This is a genomic window from Pseudomonas sp. SJZ131 (assembly GCF_007828705.1).
GTDB lineage: Bacteria > Pseudomonadota > Gammaproteobacteria > Pseudomonadales > Pseudomonadaceae > Aquipseudomonas > Aquipseudomonas prosekii.
On the sequence record NZ_VIVC01000005.1, the window covers coordinates 270,596 to 290,874 of the forward strand.

General features: G+C 57.8%; 23 protein-coding genes and 1 tRNA gene. 5 read left to right on the forward strand and 19 right to left on the reverse strand.

Translation table 11 applies throughout. The features are described from left to right. Nucleotide 1: 1 nt before the first annotated feature. The 8 genes from hscA to trmJ form a co-directional block, all read right to left on the reverse strand. Nucleotides 2-1,864 (reverse strand): Fe-S protein assembly chaperone HscA, encoded by a 1,863-nt coding sequence (gene hscA / locus FBY12_RS22150; RefSeq protein ID WP_101207874.1) that lies wholly within the window; start codon nt 1,862-1,864, stop codon nt 2-4. Nucleotides 1,865-1,915: 51 nt separating this feature from the next. Further along, a complete protein-coding gene (hscB, locus tag FBY12_RS22155) occupies nt 1,916-2,437 on the reverse strand; it encodes a co-chaperone HscB (RefSeq protein ID WP_092278446.1) in 522 nt (173 codons plus the stop codon). Between the two features lie 8 nt (nt 2,438-2,445). Beyond that, a complete protein-coding gene (gene iscA / locus FBY12_RS22160; protein WP_007903589.1) occupies nt 2,446-2,769 on the reverse strand; it encodes an iron-sulfur cluster assembly protein IscA in 324 nt (107 codons plus the stop codon). 34 nt (nt 2,770-2,803) lie between these two features. Continuing rightward, nucleotides 2,804-3,190, reverse strand: a complete 387-nt coding sequence (gene iscU / locus FBY12_RS22165) for a Fe-S cluster assembly scaffold IscU (protein ID WP_007929523.1) — start codon at nt 3,188-3,190, stop codon at nt 2,804-2,806. 83 nt (nt 3,191-3,273) lie between these two features. Beyond that, the gene (locus FBY12_RS22170; protein WP_121734139.1) at nt 3,274-4,488 is read right to left on the reverse strand and encodes an IscS subfamily cysteine desulfurase; all 1,215 of its coding nucleotides are present in this window, start codon (nt 4,486-4,488) and stop codon (nt 3,274-3,276) included. A 50-nt stretch (nt 4,489-4,538) separates the two neighbouring features. Next, on the reverse strand, nt 4,539-5,030 hold the full coding sequence (gene iscR / locus FBY12_RS22175; protein ID WP_121734138.1) for a Fe-S cluster assembly transcriptional regulator IscR: 492 nt from the start codon (nt 5,028-5,030) through the stop codon (nt 4,539-4,541). A 267-nt stretch (nt 5,031-5,297) separates the two neighbouring features. After that, the gene (cysE, locus tag FBY12_RS22180; RefSeq protein ID WP_121757253.1) at nt 5,298-6,074 is read right to left on the reverse strand and encodes a serine O-acetyltransferase; all 777 of its coding nucleotides are present in this window, start codon (nt 6,072-6,074) and stop codon (nt 5,298-5,300) included. 2 nt (nt 6,075-6,076) lie between these two features. Next, nucleotides 6,077-6,847 (reverse strand): tRNA (cytosine(32)/uridine(32)-2'-O)-methyltransferase TrmJ, encoded by a 771-nt coding sequence (trmJ, locus tag FBY12_RS22185; RefSeq protein WP_145255942.1) that lies wholly within the window; start codon nt 6,845-6,847, stop codon nt 6,077-6,079. A gap of 146 nt (nt 6,848-6,993) precedes the next feature. Here trmJ and suhB point away from each other — a divergent pair, with 146 nt between their 5' ends. Then, entirely contained in the window at nt 6,994-7,812 is an 819-nt protein-coding gene (gene suhB, locus FBY12_RS22190; protein ID WP_092278434.1) for an inositol-phosphate phosphatase, read from the forward strand. 250 nt (nt 7,813-8,062) lie between these two features. Here the strand turns inward: suhB and FBY12_RS22195 are convergent, their stop codons facing one another. From FBY12_RS22195 to queA, 6 genes are all read right to left on the reverse strand, one after another. Then, nucleotides 8,063-8,611 (reverse strand): glycine zipper 2TM domain-containing protein, encoded by a 549-nt coding sequence (locus FBY12_RS22195; protein WP_145255945.1) that lies wholly within the window; start codon nt 8,609-8,611, stop codon nt 8,063-8,065. A 122-nt stretch (nt 8,612-8,733) separates the two neighbouring features. Beyond that, a complete protein-coding gene (secF, locus tag FBY12_RS22200; RefSeq protein WP_121733241.1) occupies nt 8,734-9,648 on the reverse strand; it encodes a protein translocase subunit SecF in 915 nt (304 codons plus the stop codon). 9 nt (nt 9,649-9,657) lie between these two features. Then, entirely contained in the window at nt 9,658-11,526 is a 1,869-nt protein-coding gene (gene secD / locus FBY12_RS22205) for a protein translocase subunit SecD (RefSeq protein WP_101207877.1), read from the reverse strand. 63 nt (nt 11,527-11,589) lie between these two features. Then, entirely contained in the window at nt 11,590-11,928 is a 339-nt protein-coding gene (gene yajC / locus FBY12_RS22210) for a preprotein translocase subunit YajC (protein WP_003185175.1), read from the reverse strand. Between the two features lie 43 nt (nt 11,929-11,971). Further along, on the reverse strand, nt 11,972-13,087 hold the full coding sequence (gene tgt, locus FBY12_RS22215; RefSeq protein ID WP_178111797.1) for a tRNA guanosine(34) transglycosylase Tgt: 1,116 nt from the start codon (nt 13,085-13,087) through the stop codon (nt 11,972-11,974). Between the two features lie 14 nt (nt 13,088-13,101). Further along, complete coding sequence (gene queA / locus FBY12_RS22220) at nt 13,102-14,166, reverse strand: tRNA preQ1(34) S-adenosylmethionine ribosyltransferase-isomerase QueA (protein WP_109522071.1); 1,065 nt, start codon at nt 14,164-14,166, stop codon at nt 13,102-13,104. Between the two features lie 108 nt (nt 14,167-14,274). Here queA and FBY12_RS22225 point away from each other — a divergent pair. The 3 genes from FBY12_RS22225 to FBY12_RS22235 all read left to right on the forward strand — a co-directional run bounded on the left by FBY12_RS22225 (nt 14,275) and on the right by FBY12_RS22235 (nt 15,408). Next, nucleotides 14,275-14,359 (forward strand) — tRNA-Leu (locus tag FBY12_RS22225). Nucleotides 14,360-14,521: 162 nt separating this feature from the next. Further along, nucleotides 14,522-14,851, forward strand: a complete 330-nt coding sequence (locus FBY12_RS22230) for a hypothetical protein (protein ID WP_145255951.1) — start codon at nt 14,522-14,524, stop codon at nt 14,849-14,851. Beyond that, nucleotides 14,851-15,408: a hypothetical protein gene (locus FBY12_RS22235; protein ID WP_145255954.1), complete on the forward strand. Its 558-nt coding sequence runs from the start codon at nt 14,851-14,853 to the stop codon at nt 15,406-15,408. Before FBY12_RS22230 ends, FBY12_RS22235 begins: the two co-directional genes overlap by 1 nt. Nucleotides 15,409-15,772: 364 nt before the next feature. Here the strand turns inward: FBY12_RS22235 and FBY12_RS22240 are convergent, their stop codons facing one another. The 3 genes from FBY12_RS22240 to FBY12_RS22250 all read right to left on the reverse strand — a co-directional run bounded on the left by FBY12_RS22240 (nt 15,773) and on the right by FBY12_RS22250 (nt 17,884). Beyond that, a complete protein-coding gene (locus FBY12_RS22240) occupies nt 15,773-16,135 on the reverse strand; it encodes a hypothetical protein (RefSeq protein WP_145255956.1) in 363 nt (120 codons plus the stop codon). Nucleotides 16,136-16,253: 118 nt separating this feature from the next. Continuing rightward, nucleotides 16,254-16,751, reverse strand: coding sequence for a DUF4411 family protein (locus FBY12_RS22245; RefSeq protein ID WP_145255959.1), 498 nt, complete (start codon nt 16,749-16,751; stop codon nt 16,254-16,256). Continuing rightward, the gene (locus FBY12_RS22250) at nt 16,748-17,884 is read right to left on the reverse strand and encodes an ImmA/IrrE family metallo-endopeptidase (RefSeq protein WP_145255962.1); all 1,137 of its coding nucleotides are present in this window, start codon (nt 17,882-17,884) and stop codon (nt 16,748-16,750) included. Before FBY12_RS22250 ends, FBY12_RS22245 begins: the two co-directional genes overlap by 4 nt. A gap of 688 nt (nt 17,885-18,572) precedes the next feature. Here FBY12_RS22250 and FBY12_RS22260 point away from each other — a divergent pair. After that, nucleotides 18,573-18,890 (forward strand): DUF3077 domain-containing protein, encoded by a 318-nt coding sequence (locus FBY12_RS22260; RefSeq protein WP_145255965.1) that lies wholly within the window; start codon nt 18,573-18,575, stop codon nt 18,888-18,890. 150 nt (nt 18,891-19,040) lie between these two features. Here FBY12_RS22260 and FBY12_RS22265 read toward each other — a convergent pair whose 3' ends face one another. Continuing rightward, nucleotides 19,041-19,409, reverse strand: a complete 369-nt coding sequence (locus FBY12_RS22265; protein WP_092278381.1) for a PH domain-containing protein — start codon at nt 19,407-19,409, stop codon at nt 19,041-19,043. Between the two features lie 32 nt (nt 19,410-19,441). Continuing rightward, on the reverse strand, nt 19,442-19,924 hold the full coding sequence (locus FBY12_RS22270; RefSeq protein WP_145255968.1) for a hypothetical protein: 483 nt from the start codon (nt 19,922-19,924) through the stop codon (nt 19,442-19,444). Nucleotides 19,925-20,279 lie beyond the last annotated feature (355 nt).

The following is a 20,279-nucleotide window of genomic DNA, read 5'->3' on the forward strand; positions in this document are numbered from 1 at the left end:
GTTATTCCTCAATCTCATTCAGGTTGCGTCCCGCCAGCGCGGCTTTCACCGTCGAGTCCAGGCGGCGGGCAGCAAAGGCATCGGTCACTTGCGACAGACGCTTGGTCTGCTGCTCGATGGCGAAACCATCGGTGCCTTTCATCAATTCGGTCAGTTCCTGCATCTGCATTTCGATGACCATGCGCTCTTCGGCGTCGAGCAGGCTTTCGCCATCGACATCGAGAGCGCCCTGCACCGCTTCGAGCAGGCGCTGGGCATCGACTTGCTGCTCGCGCAATACGCGGGCGACTTTGTCGTCGTTGGCGTATTCGAACGAATCCTTGAGCATCTTGGTGATTTCGCCGTCGGTCAGGCCGTAGGACGGCTTGACCTGAATGCTGGCTTCAACACCCGAACCCAATTCGCGCGCCGCGACACTGAGCAGGCCGTCGGCATCGACCTGGAAGGTCACGCGAATCTTCGCTGCGCCGGCAACCATTGCTGGAATGCCACGCAATTCGAAGCGTGCGAGGGAGCGGCAGTCGCTGATCAGCTCGCGCTCACCCTGCAAGACGTGAATAGCCATGGCCGACTGGCCATCTTTATAAGTGGTGAAGTCTTGAGCTCGAGCGACCGGGATGGTGGTGTTGCGCGGAATCACCTTCTCCATCAGGCCGCCCATGGTTTCCAGCCCCAGGGACAACGGAATCACGTCGAGCAGCAGCAATTCGCCGCCATCGCGCTTGTTGCCGGCCAGCGTATCGGCCTGGATCGCGGCACCGATGGCCACCACTTGATCCGGATCGATTTCAGTCAACGGCTGGCGACCAAAGGCTTCAGCCACCGCATCGCGAACGCGCGGTACACGAGTCGAACCGCCAACCATGACCACGGCGTGCACTTCATCCAGTTCGATACCGGAATCACGCACGGCGCGACGGCAGGCTTTGAGGCTGCGGGCGACCATTGGCTCGATCAGCGCATCAAAGGCTTCGCGAGTCAGTTGGGCTTTCCAGTCACCGTAAGCGACTTCAACGCTGGCGACCGTGGTCAACGCTTCCTTGGCCGCGCAGGCGGTTTGCAGCAAATGGCGTTGCGCGCCGGGATCGAGATCAGCGGACAAACCGGCGCTCTCGATGATCCAGCCAGCGATGGCGTGGTCGAAGTCATCGCCGCCCAGGGCGCTGTCGCCACCGGTGGCCAGCACTTCGAAGACACCGCCGGTGAGGCGCAGAATCGAAATATCGAAGGTACCGCCGCCCAAGTCGTAGATCGCGACCAGGCCTTCAGCGTGTTGATCCAGACCGTAAGCCACGGCAGCAGCGGTCGGCTCATTGAGCAAACGCAGCACGGTGAGGCCGGCCAGTTTGGCGGCATCCTTGGTGGCTTGGCGCTGAGCGTCGTCGAAATAGGCCGGAACGGTAATCACCGCGCCGACCAGCTCACCACCCAACGTCGCCTCGGCGCGCTGACGCAGCACCTTGAGGATTTCGGCGGAGACTTCGACCGGGCTTTTCGGGCCCTGCACGGTGTCGATGAACGGCATGTGCGATTCGCCGCCGACAAAGCGGTACGGCAGTTGATCGCCCAATTGCTTGACGTCGGACAGACCACGACCCATCAAGCGCTTGACCGACAGCACGGTGTTCAGGGGATCGCCGGCGGCAGCCAGTTTGGCGGATTCGCCCACTTCGACGTGATCGGCGTGATAGCGCACCGCCGACGGCAGGATGACCTGCCCGTCGGCGTCGGCCAAAGGTTCGGAAAGACCACTGCGCAATGCAGCGACCAGCGAATTGGTAGTGCCCAAGTCGATCCCCACAGCCAGACGACGCTGGTGCGGTTGAGGACTTTGGCCGGGTTCGGCGATCTGCAGTAGGGCCATCGTGATCAGGACTTATCTGTATATCAGGCGTGCGACCGGAGCGGCACTGGGTTAATCGTCGAGGCGCTCTTCTAACTGGCGCACTTCGTAGGTGAGCTTGTCGAGGAACTGCATGCGCCGCATCAGGCGTTCGGCCTGTTCACGTTGCGCTGCGTCATCCCAACAGGCTGCGAAGCTTTCGTTCAGTTCATCCTGCGCGACCTTCAAGCGGCGCTTGAAAACGACAATGCCGTCCATGTCCGCGCTGTCTTGCAGGTCTTCGAGCTCTTCGCGCCATTGCATCTGCTGCAGAAGAAACTCCGGATCATGCACCGTGACTTCCAGCGGCAACTCGCGACCACCCATGGCGAGCAAGTAGCGCGCGCGTTTCGGGGGGTTTTTGAGCGTCTGGTAAGCCTCGTTGAGGTTCGCGGATTGCTCGAGCGCCAGCCGCTGCTCACGCTCGGAAGCGTCGGCAAAGCGGTCCGGATGAACACCACGCGCCAACTCACGATAGCGCGTAGCCAACTGCTCGAGATCCAGACGGAAGCTCGGCTGCAGTTCAAATAAGGCGAAATGACAAGGAGTACCCACGCGCAGCCTCAGATGTTGAAGCTTTCGCCGCAGCCACATTCACCGCGTACGTTGGGATTGTTGAACTTGAAGCCTTCGTTCAACCCTTCCTTGACGAAATCGAGCTCGGTGCCGTCCAGGTAAGCGAGGCTTTTCGGGTCGATGATCACTTTCTCGCCGTGACTTTCGAACACCTGATCCTCTGCCACTACCTCGTCGACAAACTCCAGCACGTAGGCAAGGCCGGAACAGCCTGTGGTGCGAACACCCAGACGAATCCCTTCACCTTTGCCGCGCCCGTTGAGGGAGCGTCGCACGTGTTGAGCTGCCGCTTCTGTCATGCTGATAGCCATCGGTGACTCCTTACTCGTCGCCAAATCTTGAAAGTCAGATCAAGCCTTTCTTCTGCTTGTAGTCGCGAACGGCCGCTTTGATAGCGTCTTCAGCGAGTACGGAGCAGTGAATTTTCACTGGCGGCAAGGCCAGTTCTTCGGCCAGCTGAGTGTTCTTGATGGTCTCTGCTTCATCCAGAGTCTTGCCTTTCATCCACTCGGTCGCCAGGGAGCTGGAGGCGATTGCCGAACCGCAGCCGTAGGTCTTGAACTTGGCATCTTCGATGATGCCTTGCTCGTTGACCTTGATCTGCAGACGCATCACGTCGCCGCACGCCGGAGCGCCGACCATGCCAGTGCCGACATCCGGATCTTCCGCGTTCATCTTGCCGACGTTGCGCGGGTTCTCGTAGTGGTCGATGACCTTTTCGCTGTAAGCCATGATTCTTAATCCTCACTCATCAGAGAGTCGCTCTTGAGCCCTGAAAACCTGGGTTCACAGGGCCGGTTTGCGGCGACTTGAAATCAGTGTGCCGCCCACTCGATTTTCGAAATGTCGACACCGTCTTTGTACATATCCCACAGCGGCGACAAGGTGCGCAGCTTGGTAACGGCCTCGCAGACTTTCTGCGCGGCGTAATCGATTTCTTCTTCGGTGGTGAAACGGCCGAAGGTGAAGCGGATCGAGCTGTGTGCCAGTTCGTCGTTGCGGCCCAGAGCGCGCAGTACATACGAAGGCTCAAGCGACGCCGAGGTGCAGGCCGAACCGGACGATACCGCCAGATCCTTGAGCGCCATGATCAGCGACTCGCCTTCGACGTAGTTGAAGCTCAGGTTCAAGTTGTGCGGTACGCGGGCGGTCATGCTGCCGTTGATGTACAGCTCTTCGAGGCCTTCGACCTGTTTGAAGAAACGGTCGCTCAAGGCTTTGATGCGTACGTTTTCGGCAGCCATGTCTTCCTTGGCTACGCGGAAGGCTTCACCCATGCCGACGATCTGGTGAGTCGCCAGAGTACCGGAACGCATGCCACGTTCGTGACCGCCGCCGTGCATGCCCGCTTCGATGCGAACACGCGGCTTGCGGCTGACGTACAGCGCGCCGATGCCTTTAGGGCCGTAGGTTTTGTGTGCGGAGAACGACATCAGGTCGACTTTCAGCTTCGACAGGTCGATTTCGACTTTGCCGGTGGACTGAGCAGCGTCGACGTGGAACAGAATGCCCTTGGAACGGGTCAGTTCGCCGATCGCTTCGATGTCGTTGATGGTGCCGATTTCGTTGTTCACATGCATGACCGACACCAGGATGGTGTCTTCACGCAGTGCAGCTTCGATCATGGCCGGAGTGACCAGACCGTCAGTCTGAGGCTCGAGGTAGGTCACTTCGAAACCTTCACGTTCCAATTGGCGCATGGTGTCGAGGACAGCCTTGTGCTCAATCTTGGTGGTGATCAGGTGTTTGCCCTTGGTCGCATAGAAATGCGCCGCACCCTTGATTGCCAGGTTGTCGGACTCGGTGGCACCGGAGGTCCAGACGATTTCACGCGGATCGGCGTTGACCAGGTCGGCGACCTGACGACGAGCGTTTTCGACGGACTCTTCAGCTTTCCAGCCGAATACGTGGGAACGGGACGCCGGGTTACCGAAGTTTCCGTCGACCAGCAGGCATTCACTCATCTTTTGCGCGACGCGCGGATCAACCGGTGTTGTCGCAGAGTAATCAAGGTAAATCGGCAATTTCATGGACTATCTCCTAAATCAGGCTGGCTGGCGTGCCGCTAGCTCTTTGGCTGTCATTCGACGGCGGACGCTTCAATCTTGTCCAGGCGTGGCGCCTTGCCATTGCAACGGCGCTGGTCCTGACGCTGGGCTACTTCTTGTACCTCACGGCGAGTCACAAGGTCAGCCAAGCTGATACCACTCAGAAATTCGTGAATCTGCAGGCTCAGATCGCACCACAAGTGGTGGGTCAGACAGGTGTCGCCTTGATGGCAATCGCCCTGGCCCTGGCATTTTGTTGCATCGACCGATTCGTTTACCGCATCGATCACCTGGGCGACCTGGATGCCCTGCATCTCGCGGGACAACTGGTAGCCGCCGCCCGGGCCACGAACGCTGGAAACCAGATTGCTGCGGCGCAATTTGGCGAAAAGCTGTTCGAGGTAGGACAGGGAGATGCCTTGGCGCTCGGAGATATCGGCCAGGGACACCGGCCCGTGCTGCGCGTGCAACGCCAGGTCGAGCATGGCGGTCACGGCGTATCGGCCTTTTGTAGTCAGTCTCATGGACAATTACCACGGAGTTCGGAATGGGGGCGAGTATGCAATTCCCGAGTATTTAAGTCAACTATAAGACCTAGTACTTTAGTCAGGTTTACCCGCAAAAGAGCGCGCGCATCATAGCAAAGGCTGGTTGTAGACAGCCAGTGGAACCGCGTTATCGTTCATCGCGAGCAAGCTCGCTCCCATAGGGTCTCGGTTGAAACACCGATTGGGGGAACATCGAAAATCCCTGTGGGAGTGAGCCTGCTCGCGATTGAAGTCGACTCGGTCTCAGCTCGCCTGGCTCTGATCCTTGCCCTTCACGCAGTCAAAGTCTTCTTCGCGCAGTTGCGGCAGGTCCTGCGCGCAATAATTGCTGCCCAAGTCCTTCAACGCACCGCACATCCCTTCGAGGCGCCCGTCGACCGCCTGCAAATGATCGAGCAACTGGCCAATCGCGCGAGCCACCGGGTCGGGCATGTCTTCGCCGACACCATAAGCATCAAAACCGATCTTCTCGGCCATGGCTTTGCGCTTGGCGTCCTGCTCGTCATCGGACTTGACGATGATCCGCCCCGGAATCCCGACCACGGTCGCGCCCGGCGGAACTGCCTTGGTCACCACCGCGTTGGAACCGACCTTGGCCCCGGCGCCGACAGTGAACGGGCCCAGCACCTTGGCGCCTGCGCCCACCACAACGCCGTCTTCCAGCGTCGGGTGGCGTTTGCCTTTATTCCAACTTGTGCCGCCCAGCGTCACGCCTTGATACAGGGTGACGTCATTGCCGATTTCAGCAGTTTCGCCGATGACGATGCCCATGCCGTGATCGATAAAGAAGCGCCGACCAACCTTGGCGCCGGGGTGGATCTCGATCCCGGTCAACCAGCGACCGAAGTTCGACACCAGCCGCGCCAGCCATTTCCAGCCGAAGCCCCACAGGGCGGCCGACAAGCGATGAATCCAGATAGCGTGCAGGCCGGGGTAGCAAGTCAGGACTTCAAAAGCGTTACGCGCTGCCGGATCACGATGGAAAACACTTTGGATATCTTCACGCAAACGCTCGAACATTTTTAATCCTTCCGCTTAACAAGCTCACCACGGGCCGCTTTCTGGGTTTCCGTGAGGATGCCACGCAATATATTCATTTCCGCCCGGCTGACCGAGCTTCGTCCGTACAACCGACGCAGGCGCGCCATCAAGTGTCGCGGCTTTTCCGGGTCGAGGAATTCGATGGCCACCAAGGTTTGCTCCAAGTGTTCATAGAAGCGCTCCAGCTCGTCCATGGTCGCCAGCTCAGCGCTTTTGGTGGACGCCACTTCTTCCTTCTCGACCTTGCTCGGCTGGCCTTGGGCCGCCAGCCAGGACATGCGCACTTCATAACTCAACACCTGCACCGCCGCCCCAAGGTTCAGCGAACTGAACTCGGGGTCTGATGGGATGTGCACGTGATAATGACATCGCTGCAGCTCTTCATTGGTCAGGCCGGAGTCTTCACGACCGAACACCAGTGCGATCTCTGCGCCACCCGCCGCTTCGTCGACCACTTTCGTACCGCACTCTCGCGGATCGAGCAGCGGCCACGGAATACGCCGGTCGCGGGCGCTGGTGCCGAGCACCAGATTGCAGCCGACCAAAGCGTCTTCCAACGTGGCGACGACTTGGGCGTTTTCAAGGATGTCGCCAGCACCGGAGGCGCGGGCATCGGCCTCGTGGTGCGGGAACAACCGCGGCTCGACCAGCACCAGCCGCGTCAGGCCCATGTTCTTCATGGCACGCGCAGCCCCGCCGATGTTGCCGGGATGGCTGGTATTGACCAGGACGACACGAATGTTATGCAGCACGGGCAGCGCTCTCGAACACAATAAAGGGGAGCCGAATCTTACAGCTCAACCTACCGTTAAGCTATGAAAGCGAACACCGACCTTCTCCTGAACAAACTTTCTGATAGAATGCCCGGCTTTCTTTAACAACCTTAGGTGACACATCCATGCAGCCCATGCTGAATATCGCGCTGCGCGCCGCCCGCAGCGCCAGTGAATTGATCTTCCGCTCCATCGAGCGCCTGGATACCATCAAGGTCGACGAAAAAGACGCCAAGGATTACGTATCCGAGGTGGACCGCGCCGCTGAACAGAAAATCATCGACGCGCTGCGCAAGGCTTACCCGAACCACTCGATCCTCGGTGAAGAAACCGGCATGCACGCCGGCAACGGCATCGAAGGCGAAGAGTACCTGTGGATCATCGATCCGCTGGACGGCACCACCAACTTCCTGCGCGGCATTCCGCACTTTGCTGTCAGCATCGCCTGCAAATACCGCGGTCGCCTGGAACACGCAGTGGTTCTGGACCCGGTTCGCCAGGAAGAATTCACCGCCAGCCGTGGTCGCGGCGCTCAACTGAACGGTCGTCGTCTGCGCGTCAGCGGTCGCACCAGCCTCGACGGCGCCCTGCTCGGCACCGGCTTCCCGTTCCGCGACGACCAGATGGACAACCTCGACAACTACCTGGGCATGTTCCGCGCCCTGGTTGGCCAGACCGCCGGCATCCGCCGTGCTGGCTCGGCTAGCCTGGACCTGGCTTACGTGGCTGCCGGCCGTTTCGACGCGTTCTGGGAGTCGGGCCTGTCCGAGTGGGACATGGCTGCAGGCGCCCTGCTGATCCAGGAAGCTGGTGGCTTGGTGAGCGACTTCACCGGCGGTCACGACTTCCTTGAGAAAGGTCACGTCGTTGCCGGTAACACCAAATGCTTCAAAGCAGTGCTGACGGCGATCCAGCCGCACCTGCCGGCTTCGCTGAAACGCTAAGCGAACAGCCACAAAAAAAGCACCTTTCGGGGTGCTTTTTTTATGCCTGGGATTTGCACCTGCCACACCGCTGCCCCCATGTAGGAGTGAGCCTGCTCGCGATAGCAATCCTTCATTCGAAACCGGTGGTGACTGATACATGGCTATCGCGAGCAGGCTCACTCCTACAAGAATTTCGCTGTGTCGCTTAAATTGCGGGCACAAAAAAGCACCCTTTCGGGTGCTCTTGTTAACGCTCGCAATCAGCCGATCAGTTTGCCGGCCCGTTCTGCGACAGGACCAGTTTGCCTTCCTTATCCACCGGAATCTGGTTACCCGGATCGCGATCCATGCGCACTTTGCCTTCCTTGCCATCCAACGAATAACGCACGTCGTAACCGACTACCTTGTCGCTGATGTCATTCACGGTGTTACACCGGGTCTGCGTCGTGGTGTAGGTGTCGCGGTTCTGCATGCCTTCCTGGACCTTGTTACCCGCGTAACCACCGCCGACTGCACCGGCCACGGTCGCAATCTTCTTGCCCGTGCCGCCGCCGACCTGGTTACCGAGCAGGCCACCCGCCACGGCACCAATGGCCGTACCGAGAATCTGGTGTTGATCCTTGACCGGCGCTTGCCGCGTCACTGCAACGTCCTTGCATACTTCACGTGGAGTCTTGATCTGTGTTTTAACCGGTTCAACGGCCAATACTTGCGCATACTCAGGGCCGCTTTTAACCAGGCTGTAGGTGGCAACAGCGCCCCCGGCAGTCACACCGACAGCACCCAATACCGCACCAACCAGCAACGACTTGTTCACATGAACCTCCTGACCATCACATGCGGGTCAATGCCCGCGCTTCTCCCAGCCTTGGAGCATAAAAAAAGGCGCGAGTTCAATACTCGCGCCTTTTCGGCCGACAGCTGGAGCGACGATTGCCGTTATGGGCGGTCGTCGACTTCCTTGTCGGTCGCGGCAGGAGGAATCAGATCCTCGCTGCTCAGGTTCAGCCAGATCAGCACCACGTTGGCGATGTAGATCGACGAGTAAGTACCCGCCAATACACCGACAAACAGGGCGATGGAGAAACCGAACAAGTTATCGCCACCGAAGAACAACAGCGCCGCAATCGCCAGCAATGTGGAGATCGAAGTGGCCATGGTCCGCAGCAGGGTTTGCGTGGTCGAGATGTTGATGTTGTCGATCAGGCTGGCCTTGCGCAGTACACGGAAGTTCTCACGAACCCGGTCGAATACCACAATGGTGTCGTTCAGCGAGTAACCGATGATCGCCAATACCGCCGCCAGCACTGTCAGATCGAAAGTGATCTGGAAGAACGAGAGGATACCGATGGTCACGATCACGTCGTGGATCAGCGAAACAATCGCGCCGACCGCGAACTTCCACTGAAAGCGGAAAGCCAGGTAGATCAGGATCCCGCCGAGCGCCATCAGCATGCCGAGGCCGCCCTGGTCGCGCAGTTCTTCACCGACCTGCGGGCCAACGAACTCGACGCGCTTGACCGTTGCCGGGTTATCGCCGCCAACCTTCAACAGCGCTTCGGCAACCTGGTGACCCAGTTGCGGGTCTTCGCCAGGCATACGCACCAGCAAGTCGGTAGTTGCACCGAAACTCTGCACGATGGCTTCGTGGTAGCCCGACTCAGTCAGTTGGGTCCGCACCTTGGTCACATCGGCCGGACGCTCGTAGGTCAGCTCGATGAGCGTACCGCCGGTGAAGTCCAGACCCCAGTTCATGCCCTTGGTGGCGACACTGAACAATGCCAGTACGGTAAGAAACAATGTGACGCCGAACGCGAAGTTGCGAACGCCCATGAAGTTGATTGTACGTAACATGGCAGCCCCTTAAATCCACAACTTCTTGAAGTCACGACCGCCGAAGATCAGGTTGACCATCGCGCGGGTCACCATGATGGCCGTGAACATCGAGGTAAAGATCCCGAGGGACATGGTCACTGCGAAACCTTTGACCGGGCCGGTGCCCATCGCAAAGAGAATCCCGCCGACCAGCAATGTGGTCAGGTTGGCGTCGAGAATCGCGGTGAATGCCCGGCCGAAGCCTTCGTTGATTGCACGCTGGATGGTCATGCCCGCCGCGATCTCTTCACGAATCCGCGAGAAGATCAGAACGTTGGCATCGACCGCCATACCCATCGTCAAGACGATACCGGCGATACCCGGCAGGGTCAGCGTTGCGCCCAGCAGCGACATCAGCGCCAGCAACAGCACCATGTTCACGCCCAGCGCGACCGTAGCGATGATGCCGAAGAAACGGTAGATGGCGATGATGAACAGCGAGACAAACAGCATGCCCCACAGCGAAGCATCGATACCTTTGGTGATGTTGTCGGCACCCAGGCTCGGGCCAATGGTGCGCTCTTCAGCGAAGTACATCGGCGCGGCCAGACCACCGGCACGCAGCAACAGCGCCAGTTCGGACGATTCGCCCTGACCGTTGAGGCCAGTGATGCGGAACTGTGCACCCAGCGGCGACTGAATGGTCGCGAGGCTGATGATGCGCTTCTCTTCCTTGAACGTCTGAACCGGTACGTCCTTCTCGACACCGTTGACCATTTGCTTGGTGTAGGTGGTGATCGGACGTTGTTCGATGAAGATCACCGCCATGCTGCGACCGACGTTGCTGCGAGTCGCACGACTCATCAGCTCGCCACCGTGGCCATCCAGACGGATGTTCACTTCAGGCGTACCGTGCTCGCCGAAACCAGCCTTGGCGTCAGTGACCTGGTCGCCAGTGATGATCAGGCCACGCTCGATCTGCGCTGGAGGACGATTGCCCTCGCGGAACTCGAAGCTTTCGGAAGTGGCTTTCGAAGCACCCGGCTCTGCAGCCAGACGGAATTCGAGGTTGGCCGTCTTGCCGAGAATACGCTTGGCTTCTGCGGTGTCTTGCACGCCCGGCAGCTCAACCACAATGCGGTTGGCGCCCTGACGCTGAACGATCGGCTCGGCAACACCCAGCTCGTTGACGCGGTTACGTACCGTGGTCAAGTTCTGCTTGATGGAGTATTCACGGATTTCCGCCAGCTTCGCCGGGGTCATCGCCAGACGCAGTACCGGTTGACCATTGAGGTCGGCCGGAACAATGTCGAAATCGTTGAAGTTCTTGCGGACCAGCGCGCGGGCCTGTTCGCGGGCAGCTTCATCGGTGAAGCCCAGCTGAATGGCACCGTTGAGTTGCGGCAGGCTGCGATAGCGCAGTTTCTCTTTACGCAACAGGCTTTTCACATCGCCTTCGTACACTTTCAGACGTGCGTCGAGGGCTTTGTCCATGTCCACTTCGAGCAGGAAGTGCACACCACCGGACAAGTCCAGACCCAGCTTCATCGGGTGCGCGCCAAGGCTGCGCAGCCATTGCGGGGTGGTTTGTGCCAGGTTCAGTGCAACGACGTAGTCATCACCCAAGGCCTTGCGCACAACGTCTTTGGCCGGCAATTGATCTTCAGCCTTGACCAGGCGAATCAGACCGCCCTTGCCGCCCGCCGTCAGCGAAGTCGCCTTGACGTCGATCCCGGACTCTTTGAGCGCAACGCTCACACGGTCCAGATCAGCCTGATTGACTTGCAGTGCAGTGCTTGCACCGCTGACCTGAATGGCCGGGTCATCAGGGTATAGATTGGGAGCGGAATAAATCAGACCGACCGCCAGCACCGCCAGGATCAGAATGTATTTCCACAGAGGGTATTTGTTCAGCATCACGCCGCCCGCTTATGACGCGGGGCGCCTTGCGCGCCCCGTCGATTGAGTAGAAGTTGAAACTTAGATCGCTTTGAGCGTGCCTTTTGGCAGCGTGGCGGCGATGGCGCCTTTCTGGAACTTCATTTCGACAGTGTCGGAAACTTCCAGAACCACAAAATCGTCTGCCACTTTAGTGATCTTGCCGGCGATACCACCGGTGGTCACAACTTCGTCGCCTTTTTGCAGGCTGCCGAGCAGGTTTTTCTGTTCTTTGGCGCGCTTGGCCTGTGGACGCCAGATCATCAGGTAGAAGATGACCAGGAAGCCGACCAGGAAAATCCACTCGAAGCCGCCGCCCATCGGGCCTGCAGCTGCCGGTGCAGCAGCGTCGGCCATGGCGTTAGAGATAAAAAAGCTCATTTAGCACTCCAGTTGCAAATGTTGAATCTTGGGGTCAGAAAACTCAGTCCAAAGGCGGAACAGGTAGTCCGCGTTTGGCGTAGAAGGCATCGACAAAGGCGGCCAATGTACCCTGTTGAATAGCCTCGCGCAAACCAGCCATAAGCACGTGGTAATGGCGCAAATTGTGGATGGTATTCAACATGCTACCCAGCATTTCGCCGCACTTGTCCAGATGGTGCAGATAAGCACGGGAGAAGTTCTGGCAGGTGTAGCAATCGCAGGTCGGATCCAGCGGCGAATCATCATGGCGATGGAACGCGTTACGGATCTTCAGCACGCCTGTATCAATGAACAGATGCCCATTGCGGGCATTACGGGTTGGCATCACGCAATCGAACATGTCCACACCGCGGCGCACACCCTCAACCAGATCTTCCGGTTTGCCAACGCCCATAAGGTAACGAGGTTTGTCAGCCGGCATCTGGCCCGGCAGGTAATCCAGCACTTTGATCATTTCGTGCTTCGGCTCGCCCACCGACAGACCGCCAATGGCCAAGCCATCAAAGCCGATCTTGTCGAGGCCTTCGAGCGAACGCATGCGCAGGTCCTGATGCATTCCGCCCTGAACGATGCCGAACAAAGCCGCCGTGTTGTCGCCATGCGCGTTTTTCGAACGCTGGGCCCAACGCAACGACAGTTCCATGGAAATCCGCGCGACATCTTCGTCAGCCGGGTACGGCGTGCATTCGTCGAAAATCATCACGATGTCGGAGCCGAGATCGCGCTGAACCTGCATCGATTCTTCCGGGCCCATGAACACTTTGGCGCCGTCGACCGGGGAGGCGAAGGTCACGCCCTCCTCCTTGATCTTGCGCATCGCGCCGAGGCTGAACACCTGGAAGCCGCCGGAGTCGGTCAGAATCGGGCCTTTCCACTGCATGAAATCGTGCAGGTCGCCGTGCTTCTTGATCACTTCGGTGCCAGGACGCAGCCACAAGTGGAAGGTGTTGCCCAGAATGATTTCCGCGCCAGTGGCGGTGATATCCCGCGGCAACATGCCCTTGACCGTGCCGTACGTGCCCACCGGCATGAAAGCCGGGGTCTCGACGGTACCGCGCGGGAAGGTCAAACGACCGCGACGAGCCTTGCCGTCGGTAGCAAGTAACTCAAACGACATACGACTTTGGCGACTCATTCTGTTTCCTCGGGGCCCGATTCTTTAGGGGCAGTCGGCGCGGGATTACGCGTGATGAACATCGCATCACCGTAGCTGAAAAAGCGGTAACCGTGCTCCACCGCCGCTTTGTAGGCGGCCATGGTTTCGGGATAACCGGCGAACGCCGAAACCAGCATCAACAATGTGGATTCGGGTAAATGGAAGTTGGTGACCAAGGCATCGACCACATGAAACGGTCGACCCGGGAAGATAAAGATATCGGTGTCGCCACTGAACGGCTTGAGCACGCCATCGCGCGCGGCACTTTCCAGCGAACGCACGCTGGTGGTCCCCACCGCCACCACACGACCACCGCGCGCGCGGCACGCAGCAACCGCATCAACCACGTCCTGGCCGACTTCCAGCCATTCCGTGTGCATGTGGTGATCTTCAAGCTTTTCGACGCGTACCGGCTGAAACGTGCCGGCGCCGACATGCAAGGTCACAAACGTGGTCTCGATGCCCTTGGCGGCAATCGCCTCCATCAGCGGCTGATCGAAATGCAGCCCCGCCGTCGGCGCCGCCACCGCGCCCAAGCGCTCGGCGTACACGGTCTGATAACGCTCGCGGTCCGAGCCTTCATCCGGGCGGTCTATATAAGGAGGCAAAGGCATGTGCCCAACGCGATCGAGCAGCGGCAACACCTCTTCGGCGAACGCCAACTCGAACAACGCATCGTGCCGCGCCAGCATTTCTGCCTCGCCGCCACCGTCGATCAAGATCTTCGAACCGGGCTTGGGCGACTTGCTGGAACGCACATGCGCCAGTACGCGATGACTGTCGAGCACGCGCTCCACCAGAATTTCCAGCTTGCCGCCGGAGGCCTTCTGGCCAAACAGCCGCGCCGGAATCACCCGGGTATTGTTGAACACCATCAAATCGCCCGGGCGCAAATGCTCGAGCAAATCAGTGAATTGACGGTGTGCCAGGGCGCCGCTGACCCCATCAAGGGTCAACAGGCGACTGCCGCGTCGCTCGGCCAAAGGATGGCGAGCAATCAGCGAATCAGGGAGTTCGAAAGTAAAGTCAGCAACGCGCATGATGGAGTTCGTCTAGCAGGGGCCGGAAGTCTAGCGGAAATAGTGAAAATAGACCATGAAAGGTGATTGACCAACGGTAATCTCATCTCTATACTTCGCCGCCATTGAGCCCTGATGGCGGAATTGGTAGACGCGGCGGATTCAAAATCCGTTTTCGCAAGAAGTGGGAGTTCGAGTCTCCCTCGGGGCACCAAAATTAAGAAAGGTCTTGCTTTGCAAGGCCTTTTTTTTCGTCTGTAGAAAAGTGGGCTGGCGGTGATTCGCTCACTGAGGGTGCTGGCCGGTGAGATTTTCAAGTCTCGCTCGCGCCCCCCCGCCCCTGAACCGCTCGGCTGATAAATCGAGGATTCACTCAATGGAACTGCTGCTGGAAACCGTCGCCCTTTTCGCACTTAAGCTGGCTTATGAGACCGAGGATGGGAGCCCGATACTGCGGGACGATCCGATGATGAGCGATTACGAGCGCGAGGTTTTTGGGTTGCTGGTTCGGCGGGGGGATGTTGAGGGGATTCGGGGTCGGGTGGAGTATTGCGTTGGGTTGGCGTTGGGGGCTATTGGTGGGGTGAGTATGCCGTTAGGCAGGGAGCTGGGTCGGTTGTCTGCTGGTTTCAGTGATGCGCGGACAATGGTGGAGTTTGAGGCACCGCTAGTTGCGTTAAAGGACTATCTGAAAGACATACAGTGATGAGCATGCCCCTCGCCCTCGCACAAAGGGCGTTTCCATCTTGTCTTGAACGAGAGGCGAAGGCTCTCGATCAGGTTATGGGCCGGTTCCGTCAGGCGCGATTGGCGACGGATCGATTCATACAGGTCAGCGTAGGCAGAGATGAGTTGTTCATTCCCTACCGGATTTATGACCAGGACTATGAAAGCATCTTTGCCCACCTGACTGAAACCCAGAGCATTTTGTACTCCTGTCTTTTGACGCGGCACCACGATGGCTATGTGCGCCAACGACATTTGGAAAGGGTTATCTCAATCCGTGAAGCTTGGGTGGTTCCGTTTGTGATGCAGCTGACGGGTGAGTACGTTATCCAGATTCTTGAGACTGTCGAGGCGCATCTGCCGACGCTTGACCCGGAGCTTTACGGTCGGTTCGTTCGGGATAATCAGGCGTACTTTCAAACGACGCGAGCACGCATGATCAGTTACTGGGATTGCTACTACCGACGTCCATATAAATATCCATCTGACTATGTCGGGCTTCGCGTGTTTGCCAAACTTTTTGAGTTTTCGAGATAGATGGCACCCGCATGGTCTCATGCCAGAGTGTGTACGGAACGGTTTTAGAGCGGTTGGGGTAGGCAACTTCCATGTTCTATAAACAAGAAGGCCCGAACGTAATGCCGGACTAAGCCAGCACCAGAGGATCGGGCGCAATTGGGCTGAATGCTGCCGTAGCCTGATGACTATGTCAAATCCGCATGTCATGTAAAACGCGATAAACAGGGCTTAATGCGGATGCGACGGACGAGACAGCGCGCTTATGCGCGGCCTAGAACAGTGGAGTAGAAATTGTTGTCAGGGGGTTTCGAGAGTGCGGTAGGAATATTCTCTTCGATACCAAGATCGGGTTTCCCGGAGACCACAACATACTCGGGACGGATTATTTCTCTAACCTTCTAAGAATCTCCGCCAAAACATACCCGTAGTTATATTTCAGCCAGCGTACAAGTACCTTATCAAACAGCCTACGAAACACATTATCCTCGCGGGCTAGACGCCTTTCTTCGATCATCGCATTGAGCGAGTCTGGATCGAAGCCGGTCCAGACAGTAGGCACTGCAGCCGCAATATTAGTGAAGCAAACGGGCGCCACTTCTGAATAGAGGATTTCGTAAAGTATTTGATGATCTACTCCGCTGACTTGCTCGGCGATGTAGTCGTAATCAACGAGGAAATCATTAAACGGCTCTGATAGAGCGGCTCTTACGCGTGTCAGTTCGGTTTGGCTTAGAGAATAGTTCAAACTGAGAGCCCTCCCATTCCTCATAAACCACCTCATCGCGCCGAGTATGTCTTAAACCATTGCGAAAACCAGGTAGCTGACCGAAACATCACAATCCTCAGCAAAAATACAAACCATCTCAAGCAGGCAACACAAACCTGGCCTCAAGCCTGTGCAACAGCTCAAACGTATTCAGAAATTCAACACCTAATTCCCTGCAAATATTGGGAATAATAAATTTTCGCTTCGCATCAAGATTTAATACTTCATGCGTAACAACCACCGCCCCTGTAGTCATCGCTTTCGCAATCAGCCAGGGATCAGCGCCCGCTAAAAACTCTTCCATGGCCCCGATTTTCATTCTGTGCGCCCGATCTGCTACAAGCTCGGCAATGTGCCCGAAGGCCAATTGCGTCTCCTCATCTGTAGTGGAATGGAAGAAACCGGAGTTACCTTTCGCCCAGCCCGCCAAATCGTCATTGCCTTTGGTCAGCTCTTCCATAACCGGGGTAATACTGGCTAACGCCAATGCTTCATTTTTGAGTAACAGCCATTGCCAAAATCCAGGACAGATTGCCATCCCGTAGTAACGATTCTTTGCTTCGATCAGCGTGTTAGCGTCGAGTAAATGATTCATTCCGAGATCTTATTGGCGAGGGTCCTTAATTTGGCAGGTTGCACGCCGAGCAAATTCCCTGCCTCGCGTAGCAGCATCCTGCCGCTCATTGCTTCAGTCAGCACTGCCTTGCTCAGGCGCGGACTGTTTTTTGCGGTGGCGTTACGGTAGTAGTCGCCCGCGCCACCCTTTTCATTCTGGAAAGCCTTGAGGACCATTCGATAGTAAGCGCTGTATTGTGCTTGGCTTATGTAACCCAAATCACAGGCGCGGCGACCGATGGCTAATTTACTGATGTGAAACCGAGTGGCTAGCGGCGCCAGGTTCTCTTCCCAATCTATTTCTGCGTTCCACAGCGCGCGGAATTGGACTTCAGGGGCGAGAAACTCACCGGCCACTGCGTTGCAGAATCGTTCTTCGTCACGACCATTTGCGCTGTTTCCGTCCGATACGCCACTGCTACCTATCCAGATATGGGCAAGTTCGTGGAGTAAGGTGAAGAGCCTGGCAGTAGGAGCATCGGAACTGTTGATAAATACCACTGGCGCGAAGACATTGCTGATCGCAAAACCGCGGAATTCGCTGACCTCAAGTTTGCGATGAGTATTGCCCAGCGCAATGCCGCTGCGCATGACCAATATGCCCGCCACCTCTGCCGCTTCGATCAAGGCGCGGGTGTACTTGTCGTAATCCAGACGAGCGATGTCGGGGTGAACGCCCAATGTCTGGCGGATATCGGCCACCACTTCTGCGACGCTGGAGCGGCTGTTGAAACGGCCGACAAATGCCAGCGGCTGATGCTCTTGGTGTTGCAGGTATTCCAGGTACCAGTCTTGTTTGCGAATGGAATCTCTCACGGTGTCCAACAGCTCCAGACTGGGACGTTGCGGCGCAATTCCGCCGACGGTGCGCAGGTCCGGCAACGGCAGTTGTTCGGCGGGAGGTTGCTTGAGGAACAGGAACCCGAACGGGATGTGCGCGAGGCTCGCCCACTTCTGCGCTTGTAGGAATGTTGGCTTGGCCTCGCCCGCCTCCCACTCTTCGACGCGATCCGGTTTGACTGGCAGCTTTTTAGCGACCTGCTCGGTGGAGAGGCCGGCGCGCTCACGCGACCAGATGAGCAGGCTTGGATTGACGAGCGCGGCTTGGCTCATAAGGTTGCAGACAAAGCAGATGGGGCCAGCGAACGTTCTACCGCATCCTTCGTGGAGGCAGCCGATTGACGCTGGTTCCAGTTATCTGTCATTGCCTTTCTCCTTGGCTGTTTAAGTTGGGTTGCAGCGACTGAAGATTAGTCGAGAAGCTGAACTACCGACGATTGGAGTGCGCGATTATGGGGTAAATGCCCATCGAGCCGAAGCGCAAATATGTAACCCAAGACCAATGGTATTAACCTGTTTCAGCGCGTTTCGGACGCCAGTATTTACTGGGGTTGAGCACAATCACCCAGGTTTTCGAAGGTTGCGCAAAGAAGGTCTCCACGATAACCTCCCCACCGTCGCTGCCAATTCAGCGACCGGGTGTGGAAACCCGCGTAAATCAAGGCGCAACAGCGCCCCCATCACGTTTGCCGGCGCTTTTTTTATGCCTGCGGCGTGAGTTATGGCGGCTGTGCGTGGGACGTCTTCGGGCGTGCCGGTTTCCTTGATTACCGGTTTTCCACCCCGCGCACAGCTGTCACCCATTCGTGTGGAAACGAACGTGGCAGCTCCCCACATCAAGGACGTTGACCATGAAAACCACCAGCAATCCGTACAAATTTTGCCCCTCCGCACCACGCAACCCCCGATTGCGTAACGCTTCCACCCTGCCCCACAGCCTCTCCACCACCGGAGAAGCCCAATGACTAACCCATCCGAACTCAAAACCATCGGCCTCACTCCGGCCATTTACTGTTCCGATCAACCGCTGTTCCACGTCACTCGCGGCGTGCCTCTGGTCGACGCGTTGGCGATGGCTTCGGACTTTCTGTCCCTGGCTAAAGCGCTGACTAAGGATGCGGCTTATGCCAGCCATCCCGACCGGCAGGCGTGGGCGGCGCATTATTTGACGTCGTTGAGTAAGGCGGTGGTTGATGATGCGGTGAAGGTGATGGAGCGGGATCGGGATCGAGCGGGGACTGTGGCGCCGGAGCGGGCGGCAGAGGTGGTTGAGGGGTAGCCATTGGGGGATGGGGTTGCTTGCGAGGGGGTGTCAGTCGGGTTCGGTGTTGGCTGATGCATCGCTTTCGCGAGCAAGCTTTGCTCCTACGGATTTCGCTCTCCGTATAGAGTATTTAGCCCCGAGTTTTCGGGGCTTTTTGCGTTGGGCTCAGAGCACGTGTTGGGAGATGAGTTTGGAGATGGCGACCGTTGATGTTCTGCCGGTGAATTCGAATTTCACTTTGCCCAGCGACGAGAAGTAGATCTCCAGCTCGGAATCCAGATCGAAGGTGCCGGAGGTTTCCACCGAGTACGCGACGATGTTTTTGTACGGCAGCGAGGTGAAGTCTTTTTTGCTGCCGGTGATGCCCTGCACGTTGACGGCGATGATGCGTTTGTTGGTGAACACGACGCCGTCGCGCATGGATTTGTAAGAGTCGATGACGTGTTCGCCGTCGAGCAAAAGGTCGGAAACGCGTTCCGCGTATTCCTCGTTTTGCTTGAGTTTGAAGAATCCCTTGTTGTTGAAATCAATCATGTGCCGCTCCTGTTGTTGAAGTGCTGTGCCGGCTATTCAATCTGAATCGGTCCCTTGGTGCCGGCATCGCTGTCGGTCCAGTAATCCTGGTTTTGCAGGCGCCGGTCGCCCTGGAGGGTGAAGAGGAATTTGCCGTGGCGGAACTGCAACGTGCCGTCGGTGCGCTTGGCGTTGACGCGTTCGCCGTTGACCCAAACCTGTTCTTTGGCATCGATGCGAATCGTCGCGACGGTTTTGCCCGCCTCACTTTTGGCCACCCACTGCCCGGCGTAAGGCGTTGGCGTTGGCGTGGCTGCGGTGTCTGCGGCGGGATCGGTGGTGGCGTCCACGGCGGGATTGCTGAAACCGGCCTTGGCGTTTTCCGCTTTGCTTTTGTGGATATCGCAGCCCTGGGCTTCGCTGACTTGCGTGCAGCCGGATTGCTCCAGTTGCTTGCGGTATTTGTCGTTGATGGCGTAGGCCGGGGCTTGCGCGGCGATCAGGATGACCAGCGCCGGCAGGATGGCTTTGTTCATGTGGGTTCCTCTGCGATCTCGTCGGGTTGCATCGTACGTTGACTATAGACAGCGGGTGCGCCGCGCTTGTGCCACAAAACATTTCAGACAACCCACGGCTTTGCCTGCGCTCTTCTAGACTTAACGCGTGGTCGTGGAAAGAACCGAGCACGTCGCTTTTGTGCCGTTGAATTGAAAGCGCCGTGGCAAGCTGCGATTTATGCCCTGAAGAGGTGCGGCGAAGACCGTACCGGGCCCAACAAGATGCCCGCTCAGGGTGCCTGGCCAACGGCCTGAAAATGCCACGAAGCCGTGACGTGGTGTGAATGCCGCAGCCGACACTTTCGGACAACCGACGACCTTCTGGTTTGTCCGT